Here is a 3,208-nt window from a genome sequence, read left to right as displayed (position 1 = left end):
TATTTTCTTTATTATATTTTTTTGTAAATTGAATTACATTTTGCAGTTGTAATTTCGTTGTATCTGGCAAATCACTTTGACCGATTTCTTCCATGTTTAAACTAGGTAATTTCGCAATTAAATTCTCGATTTGTTTCTTTATTCGAGCATCTGGTTGTTTCATTAATGTATTTATGAAGATTTCTTGCTTTCCATCATTCGACATAGATTGCTTTAACTTCTTAATTACCGTCTCTTGAATATCACTTTCTAACTTTCCTGCAAGTTCTGTATCATATTCAGATACTTGTTTTTTTACATCTGCTAAATATTTTTGAATCGCTGCAGCATCAGTTAAAATATTTGGTTCTTTCTCTGAAAACGTAAATTGATTTGAAATACTTTTATTAGCTGATTCCAATGCACTTAATTGCTTTAAAGCATCGCCTGTATTCATATCATTCATATATTGATTGAATTGATTTGTGAAATTATTCGCTAACAAATTGTTATCAGTTTGCATTTTTTGAAAGTTATTAAAACCATCTAAGTACGTACTGTTAGATTTATTCCCTTCATCTAACGCTTGACCGAAACCTTTTAAAACATCCTGAAATCCTTTGAAACTATTAACAGAAACACCTGTATAATCTTGTACTGTTTTAAATTGATTTGTGTAATTTGCTAACGGACTATGTATATCTTTTTTATACATAGTTGTTTGAACGTTTCCTTTTTCAATTATTTTACCTATATTATCTTGTGCACCTTGTAGCTTACCGATAATACTCGCAAAATAAACGTCGATTATTTGCTTATTGAAATCTTCTAAAATAACAGAAGCTGTATTTTCTGCCTCAGCTTTCAAATCCTTATTCCCAGTTGCATTTACTTTGTAGTTTAACGTTAATTTCTCCGGAATCTCTGAATCAATCGCAACTGCTTTCCTAGAAAAATCATTTGGAATAACAATCATCATATTGTAATTATTATTTTTCAATCCATTTTCTGCTACCCCGCGACTAACTACGTACCATTCTTGTTTCGTATTTTTATTTACATTTTTAACAAATTGATCTCCAAATGCTATTTTATTGCCCTCAAATACAGTGCCCTGATCTTCATTTACCAACGCAACTGTCATTTTTGGTGTAGTATTCTCATTAGCTTTCTTAACATTTTGATTTAATGCTAAATAGGAGACCCCTGTCGATAGTACAAGAGCTAAAATAATAAACAACAAGATGCTCCATTTGAACTTTTTCACTACTTATCACTCCTGCGACTGCGAGTCTATCTGATGAAAGACTTCGTATCTTACTCTAGTTTTAAAGTAATTTAGCCATACAACGTATGGTTGCATGGCTAAATTATATATTTCTTTTTATCTGTCTTATTGTAGACCGAAATTACGAGAAAGATCTTCGTCATGTCTAGCAACAGCTTCTGCAGTTTTATTAAGCTGCATATTAATTTCTTGTAATAGCTGTGCGAAGTTTTGTACTTTTGGCTTTAATTGATTGAACTGTTGGTCAAAACCTTCGAAAGCACGACCTTCCCATTCTCCTCTTAATTCATTTTGTAAGTTTTGTAGTTGACGTAAAATGTCCTCAATTTGATTTGCACCTTGTCCATATCGAGTCGCTTTCGATTTAAGCTCCTCTGGTGACATACGAATTTGTCCTGCCATTATTAAATCCCCCTTAAAATTAAAAAATAGTAAAATTAACCAATAATCAATTCTACAAATTGATTATATCAATAATTTAAAAATTTCTAAACAAAAAAATGATATTTTTCCAAAATTTCTCTTTTACTATAATAACGATATATTGTATAATACTAATTTATTTGTTTTTTAAGCACACTCTATAAATCTACTATAAAATAAAGGCAAGCCATCTATTTTATACTTATTCGCTTTAAATTCCAGCGATAAAGTAGCCACTAAATCATTATTTTCTCTTCTCTCATTCAGACTATTCTACTCACTTCAAAGTCATAATTACCTGCCTTTCAACAAACCCAAACTCTTCGTACATCTCTTTTGCAAAATTCCCAGCAAATACATTCAACCGAATTTCTAAATACTTCTCCTTTAATTCCTTAATACCAGCTTCCATCAGTTCTCGCGATAATCCTCTCCCGCGATATTCTGGGAAAACGTACAATTCATATATAAATCCAAGTTTTTCACGAGAAAAATAGTCTGTATTTTCCCCTATTAATATCCATCCCATTACTTTATTTTTTTCTTTAACGATTAAATAGTATGCTCCTTTTTCTACAATCGGCTTTGTAATTTCAATCGCTTTCTCGGTACTTAATTGACAATTGCCTCTCGTCCCTTCAAAAAGCGATTGAGCCGCACATTTTAATATTTCATTGGTATCTTCTTGATTCGCCTTAATTATCATTTTTACAACTCCCCTTGAATAATAGGCATTGCTATCGCTTGTTCAAGATTCTCCGCTTCCATAACAATTGCTGTTAATCCGTGTTCTGTACTTGTTTCATGGAGCTCTCCCTTTTCCCAAAACACAGCTTGTCCCGCCTCTATATTTATCTTTTCTTTATTTACCCCACATACATATCCTGCTCCTTTCACAATAAGAAGCAGTTGAGATACAACTGCTTCTTGATTACCGATGATTCCATTCTCGTGTAAATGCATAGCACCGATATGTATATTCCCTCGATGGTTTAATATTTTCGACATGATGAAATTAGATTGAAATACTGATAGGTGCTTTCCTACTTTTTCACTAAAATCAAAAATTTTCATTACTAGTCCTCCTTATACGTATAAAACCATCCTTACTGTCTGCATCATATGTCCTTCAAAGTCTTCTTCAAATTGCTCTAATTCAGCAAAACCTTTCGCTTCATAAAAGCGTTTTCCTTTTTCATTTGCAGCTTCTACATGTATGTACAACTTCCGTATCCCATTTAATGCTTTAATTCCTTTTTGTAATAAAGCACTTCCGATCCCTTTTCCTTGCTGATCTGGTAACAAATAAATCGCACCTAATTCCGCTTCATTTTGTAGTCTAACAGGTGAAAAGTTCGCAAACCCTATCACTTCTCCTTCTTCTTCCGCAACGAATAAATGCGTATTTTTAAGACGATATTTCATTTTTTCATCAGAATATGCCTCGTCTAAAAAACTGTCTTGAATTTCTCTTGGAATAATGCCTTCATATGTATCATGCCAAGCTATTTTTGCTAC

5 protein-coding genes are annotated in these 3,208 nt (G+C 32.3%); all 5 read right to left on the bottom strand.

Going from position 1 to position 3,208, the window contains the following annotated elements:
* The coding region (gene esaA, locus ACQGS6_RS25310; protein ID WP_426965791.1) for a type VII secretion protein EsaA at window positions 1–1,246 on the bottom strand (1,246 nt) is incomplete at its 3' end.
* Window positions 1,247–1,372: 126 nt separating this feature from the next.
* A complete protein-coding gene (locus ACQGS6_RS25305; protein WP_000918601.1) occupies window positions 1,373–1,669 on the bottom strand; it encodes a WXG100 family type VII secretion target in 297 nt (98 codons plus the stop codon).
* Between the two features lie 298 nt (window positions 1,670–1,967).
* Window positions 1,968–2,396 (bottom strand): GNAT family N-acetyltransferase, encoded by a 429-nt coding sequence (locus tag ACQGS6_RS25300; protein ID WP_000584232.1) that lies wholly within the window; start codon window positions 2,394–2,396, stop codon window positions 1,968–1,970.
* 2 nt (window positions 2,397–2,398) lie between these two features.
* Entirely contained in the window at window positions 2,399–2,764 is a 366-nt protein-coding gene (locus ACQGS6_RS25295) for a hypothetical protein (RefSeq protein WP_000688079.1), read from the bottom strand.
* Between the two features lie 12 nt (window positions 2,765–2,776).
* Window positions 2,777–3,208: N-acetyltransferase family protein (locus tag ACQGS6_RS25290; protein ID WP_426965789.1), on the bottom strand; the 432-nt coding region annotated here is incomplete at its 5' end.

It is taken from the genome of Bacillus sp. GMs2/2 (assembly GCF_050172095.1).
GTDB classification, from domain to species: Bacteria; Bacillota; Bacilli; order Bacillales; family Bacillaceae_G; genus Bacillus_A; species Bacillus_A cereus.
This window is presented reverse-complemented; position numbering and strand designations above follow the sequence as displayed.

Bases quoted from the DNA above. Each gene is read 5' to 3' on its own strand.
- ACQGS6_RS25305 (WP_000918601.1), bottom strand. From the start codon at position 1,669: ATGGCAGGACAAATTCGTATGTCACCAGAGGAGCTTAAATCGAAAGCG.
- ACQGS6_RS25300 (WP_000584232.1), bottom strand. From the start codon at position 2,396: ATGATAATTAAGGCGAATCAAGAAGATACCAATGAAATATTAAAATGT.
- ACQGS6_RS25295 (WP_000688079.1), bottom strand. From the start codon at position 2,764: ATGAAAATTTTTGATTTTAGTGAAAAAGTAGGAAAGCACCTATCAGTA.